Raw genomic sequence first — 5,504 nt, 5'->3', positions numbered from 1 at the left:
TGAGCGATTTGAAAATAAGTTTTATTTTTTTATTTTTATTCAATGCTATGAACTCTTTTAAATATTCCTGATTTACCGGCACTTACTATTTTTTTTAGTTTAATAGTAAATGATTTACTAAACCAATTATTGTAGAAAACAACATTAGATAATCCTTTAATTATTTTCCCATCTCTCATAAGCATAATTCCCATATTTGCCTTAATAAAATTAATCTTATACTTTACCAATTTTTTTATTTTCATTTCACTCGTATAAGTGTAGAAGTTAGTAAAAAAAGCTAATCCTTCCTGATTATGAACTGTTGCACTTTTAGAACTCCACAAAGTATTTTTATGTACTCTACATAAAGACATTGTTTTATCTATGTAAATAGCTCTTCCATCATTTTCAAGTAACAATAAAATTAAAGCATAGTCTATTTTTAAAGTGTTTTTGAACCAAAATGGCAAATTATTCCAATCCAAAGTGTTCTTAAAAACCATAGTTTCTGTTCTAATATTATTTTCGAGTAAAACAGAGGCAATGTTAGGCTCTTTATCTATTTTTTTAGTACCAACCCTTAAATTTTGCAATTTATTAGTTAAGTTATAAATTAAACTATCATGAAAACTAAAAACATATTTATTATTGTTAATTAATAAATTTAACTGCAATTTTAATTTATTTGGATCAGTCCAATAGTCATCACCTTCGCATATTGCTATGTAATCGCCCGAACAAGCTTTCAAACTTTCGATCCAATTTCCTGAAAGGCCTAGGTTTTTTTCTCTTCTGAAAAGTTTAATTTTATCAGGGTATTCCAATGCGTATTGTTCACAAATAGCAAAGGTATTATCTGTGGAACAATCTTCCCCAATAATAATTTCATAGTCGTAATCAATATTTTGATTAATAGCTCCTTTAATGCAATCCTCAATGAACAATTCGTGATTATAGGTTATTATGCAAGCTGATACCTTCATTTTAAATTTTAAATTTGAATATCCTAATATAAACTTTTTTTAGTAATGCTTTTATTAAGGAGTTGTAGGTTTGAGAAATATGCAGATTATTCAAACTTTTAACCAAAACTCTATTCTGTTCAAATTGTTCATAATCCGTAAGTAAAGTATATTTGTCTCTATGTTTGTCAAAAATATACTTTCTTATCTCTTTGGTTAAATCCCCATTAGCTCTAAGTATTGTTATCATTGAATTTTTTTTTGTTCTGTAGAAAAAAACCGCAGCCTCGCATTTCAATACTGTTGCATTGTGATTTAACAACCTGATCCAAAACTCCCAGTCCTCAAAACCAAATTTCATTTCTTCGTCATAGCCACCAATCAATGACCAGTCATCTTTTTTAAATAGAGCACTACAATAAATCATATTGTTTTGCAGAAGCGCCTCATATTTAAATTTGGATAAGTTCCAAGGATAATTAACCGCCCCAAACTTTATTGCACTTCCATAAACAAGTTTACTATGCGGATTGTTTTTAAATTCAAGTAAGCAAACTTCCAAATAATTATTTGAAATCATATCATCTGCATCTAACGGTAAAATATATTTCCCTAATGCAGTTTTAATACCCGCATTTCGAGCGCTACTCAGCCCCCCATTTTCTTTATAAATATACTTAAATCGAATGTCCTTACTTAACCATTCTTGTGCTACTTTTTCAGTATCATCTGGACTACCATCATTGACAATAATACATTCCCACTGCTTATTAGTCTGTTCCAAAACAGATTGTAAAGCTTCAGGCAAAAAAATCGCTTGGTTAAAACAGGGGACAATTATGGAGACTAACGGGTTCACTTTCTAAAGTAATGATTTTAACTTGTATTTCAAATTATGGGTTGGATACACTATTATCGCTTTCAGCAAAAAATAATATTGAATACACTTTTTATGTTCTTGTTTTGCAATTTCAAATCTACTCATGTAATAACTGGATTTTATTCGTTTGACTTGAATCGTTGAAAAATTATCTATGGCTATCTTTAATCTCTTTCTTCTTTTATAGGCTTCGAGCTTTGCATAAAAATGCCAATATCTGGCTTTATACACATTCTCATTGGCTGAAATACTTTCTTTATGAATTCGGTACAAATATAAAGGAACATCAATAAATGCATGCGATCCTTGCTCTTCTAACTTGTAATATAAGTCTTGGTCAACAGCTCTTTTCATTCGCGGGTCAATTCCGACTGAGGCACTATATTTTACTTTTTTAAAAGAAGCAAAATGTGTTAGCTTTCCTTGCTCGTCGGTTAAATATGATTTACCAGATAGTATACTTGCCCCTTGTTTTCCCGTTTCGAGAAATTTCATATTCAAATCAACTAAATCAAATCTTGACGTAATTATTGAAACGTTCTCATCTTTTAAATGTTCAAAAACCATTCTTTCGATAGCTTCCTTTTTCAACGCATCATCTGGATCTAAAAAGCCTAAAATTTCGCCATTTGCCAATTGAGCACATTTATTTTTGGTAAAACCACATTTCTTATTTTCTTCATTTTCATAAATTTTAAACCGAGTATCCGCTCCAATAATATCTTTTATCTGTTGTACAGAATTGTCTGAAGAGGCATCATCAACGATTATACATTCCCAATTTGAATACGTCTGACCAATAATACTTTCATAGCAATCTTTAAAAAAATGGCCGTTATTGTAGTTAGCGACGAGAATTGAGAACAAGGGATTATTCATTATTCAAATTTTTTAACAATTCAATCCAATCCGCAGATGTTCTATTAGGAAACAAAAAACTTTCAATGTGTTTTTTGTTTCCTATTTTTTTATCAAAATTCAATTCTATTTTCTCTATAGTTTGGATTAACTTAGGAACTAAATTTTCAAACTCTTCAAACTCTTCAAACTGAATTTCGTTTCGCCGTAAAATACCAAACGGCAACCATCCACCGGCAATTACTGTATTTCCAGCATATAAAACCTCAGTCATTGTCCCACTTAAAGCATCGCTTATTGGTGCATGAATCATTATATCAGTTACCAGACGTAACTTTGAAATTTCGATAGGATTCATAAATTCATCTAGAATTCTGAACTCTAAATCTGGTGATTCTATTACCGCATTCTTTATATCTGCTAAATATTGAACTTTTCTACCATAGCTCAAATGTAATATGAATATCATTTTGTTTTTATAGCTTTTTGGCAAGGATCTTAAAGCCTCAATCATTTTAAGATGATTGTTTTCTTGAAAAGCATTATGCCCCAATTGAATGATTAATTTCCCTTCAACCAATTGATATTTCAGTTTAAACTCTTCCAAAGCTTGAACGTTATTCCGGAAGAAATTAATGGCTTCATAATTTGCTACACTTATCGTAAATCGTAAATCTTTTACTTTATTACTTAAATGGTTGCCATATTTTGCTTTTAATGCTAGTGCCATTTCTGGTGTTTGTACGGTGATTACATCTGCATTATTTAAAGCTTTAGAAACATAAAAGTTATCTCGAATGTTGCTTACCCGCCAGAGATCAGAACCCCAGAAGCTGCATATTACTTTGACTTCTTTTTTTACAAAATGCAAATATTCTAAATTGCTTCTGGTGCAAAAATGAAAATGCAATACATCAAAACTTCCTGTTGAAATATAGTTTTTGTAGATGTATTCTTTTAAAGCAAGTCGCTTACAAAAACGCAAGGCTTTTAAAACTGATTTTTTTTGACTTAGTTCAAAAAAGAAGATTTCTAAAAAAAAAACTCGCACGATTGCTTTGCAAAAAATCCAGTTTTTCTTCCACCAAGATATTTCACTTAAATGCTTGTCAAAATTTAAACTTTCTGTAAAAACCGTATTAGTTTCATTATGATTGTCATTAGGCAAATGCGCTAAAACATCAATACTAAAATTAAAGGTGTTATCTCTTTTTAAAATTTCACCGTACAACGCATTAAGAAAATTGGATTGTCCAATGCCTAAAACTAATACATTTGTTTTATTTTCCATTTTGAGAACAATACTTTAAATACAAATCTTGAAATAAATCTCTATCCTCAGGTGTTATCTTTTCACCTTTATAAATTTTATTTAAATGTTCAGGTGTTTTAAACAAAATATTTTTCGCTTCGCATTTTGTAATATATTCTTGAACTGTACTTATAATTTTGGCAGGATTTCCTGCTACCACAGTAAAACTGGGTACGTCTTTTGTTACTATCGAGCCAGAGCCAATAATGGCGCCATCACCAACAGTCACGCCAGGCATAATTATGGCATTTGCTCCTAAAAAAACCTTATTCCCAATAATTGTTTTTTCAATTCTGTGACAACCTATGTGATTAAAAAGTGATGCATCATGGGCTAAAATCATTGAACCTGGAGCAGAAATAAAATCATCTCCAATTTTAACCATTTGCGGAATCAATCCATCAATAATAGTATTGTGATGTTTAACATTTCCAATTTTATACTTACTAAAAGTTTTTTGCTTTTTAGCTTTAACTTCGAATAGACCTAAAAATTTCTTGAACTTACTTAAAATTTTCGTTATCATAATTTGCTTTAATAAATCCACAATTCATATTTCTTATACCTTTTCCTGACTTATATATATCGTCTGATAAAACTTCAAACGAAAAAGCATTTTTAATAATATCAACAGCATCGCTTGTTTGAGTACTTCCACAAAAACTATATAATGCTATTGTATAAATATTTGGTCTAACCCCTAAAAAGGGGATATTTAAACAAAAACAATTATTTATATGTTCATTAAAATTATAGCCCATTTCGTCAGAAGGAAAAGCGCAGATAATGTTTTCATAAATATCATAAACAATTACACTCAAAATAAATTTTTCCCATTGTATTTGCGAAAAAATTTCAAATGATATATTTATCTGAATATTTTCACCTACAAATACTTGTGCAACTGACAATCCTTTTGAATTAATAATTTCAATACTATTAAATTTTATTCTTTGATTTCCGCTACGATCAGTTCTATTTTTGAGTAATCCTTGATTTTTTTGACTATCTTGGAGGTAAAAACCCACTGATTCTTCAACATTTCCACTAAACACAACCTTCCCATTTTCCAACACAATCCCTCTTGTACATAAACTCTTTACCGCCGCCATATTATGACTCACAAACAAAACCGTTCTTCCGTGTTGTCTTGAGATGTCTTGCATTTTGCCAATAGCCTTTTTTTGAAATTCGGCGTCGCCTACGGCAAGAACTTCATCAATTACCAATATTTCGGGTTCTAAAAAAGCAGCTACGGCAAATGCCAATCGTACGGTCATTCCGCTACTGTAACGTTTTGTAGGCGTGTCAATGTAGCGTTCGCATCCGCTAAATTCAATGATTTCGGCAAGCTTGGATGTGATTTCTTTTTTGGTCATTCCAAGAATGGCACCGTTCAGGTACACGTTTTCTCGACCTGTTAGTTCGGGATTGAAACCTGTACCCACTTCTAATAAGGATGCAATTCGGCCTTTGTATTTTATCGAACCTGTTGTGGGTGTGGTTACTT

The 5,504-nt window shown here is 30.8% G+C and carries 5 protein-coding genes and 1 pseudogene; all 6 read right to left on the bottom strand.

Annotated features, from left to right (window positions below; genetic code table 11):
• Positions 1 to 35 precede the first annotated feature (35 nt).
• Positions 36 to 965, bottom strand: coding sequence for a glycosyltransferase family 2 protein (locus ACIQ2X_RS13385; protein WP_396179434.1), 930 nt, complete (start codon positions 963 to 965; stop codon positions 36 to 38).
• 1 nt (position 966) lies between these two features.
• Positions 967 to 1,803 carry a glycosyltransferase family 2 protein gene (locus ACIQ2X_RS13380; protein WP_396179433.1) on the bottom strand — a complete coding sequence of 279 codons (837 nt, stop codon included), beginning with the start codon at positions 1,801 to 1,803 and terminating at the stop codon, positions 967 to 969.
• Positions 1,804 to 1,806: 3 nt separating this feature from the next.
• On the bottom strand, positions 1,807 to 2,703 hold the full coding sequence (locus ACIQ2X_RS13375) for a glycosyltransferase family 2 protein (RefSeq protein ID WP_396179432.1): 897 nt from the start codon (positions 2,701 to 2,703) through the stop codon (positions 1,807 to 1,809).
• Positions 2,696 to 3,973, bottom strand: a complete 1,278-nt coding sequence (locus ACIQ2X_RS13370; protein ID WP_396179431.1) for a hypothetical protein — start codon at positions 3,971 to 3,973, stop codon at positions 2,696 to 2,698. Before ACIQ2X_RS13370 ends, ACIQ2X_RS13375 begins: the two co-directional genes overlap by 8 nt.
• A 151-nt stretch (positions 3,974 to 4,124) precedes the next feature.
• Positions 4,125 to 4,277: pseudogene (locus ACIQ2X_RS13365) on the bottom strand (DapH/DapD/GlmU-related protein); the annotation flags it as partial.
• Between the two features lie 220 nt (positions 4,278 to 4,497).
• The coding region (locus ACIQ2X_RS13360) for an ABC transporter ATP-binding protein (protein ID WP_396179430.1) at positions 4,498 to 5,504 on the bottom strand (1,007 nt) is incomplete at its 5' end.

The organism is Flavobacterium sp. (genome assembly GCF_044368625.1).
GTDB lineage: Bacteria > Bacteroidota > Bacteroidia > Flavobacteriales > Flavobacteriaceae > Flavobacterium.
The sequence above is the reverse complement of the archived record's forward strand: the minus strand, read 5'-3'. Positions and strand labels throughout refer to the sequence as shown.

Coding starts and splice junctions, on each gene's coding strand:
- ACIQ2X_RS13385 (WP_396179434.1), bottom strand. CDS start 965: ATGAAGGTATCAGCTTGCATAATAACCTATAATCACGAATTGTTCATT.
- ACIQ2X_RS13375 (WP_396179432.1), bottom strand. CDS start 2,703: ATGAATAATCCCTTGTTCTCAATTCTCGTCGCTAACTACAATAACGGC.
- ACIQ2X_RS13370 (WP_396179431.1), bottom strand. CDS start 3,973: ATGGAAAATAAAACAAATGTATTAGTTTTAGGCATTGGACAATCCAAT.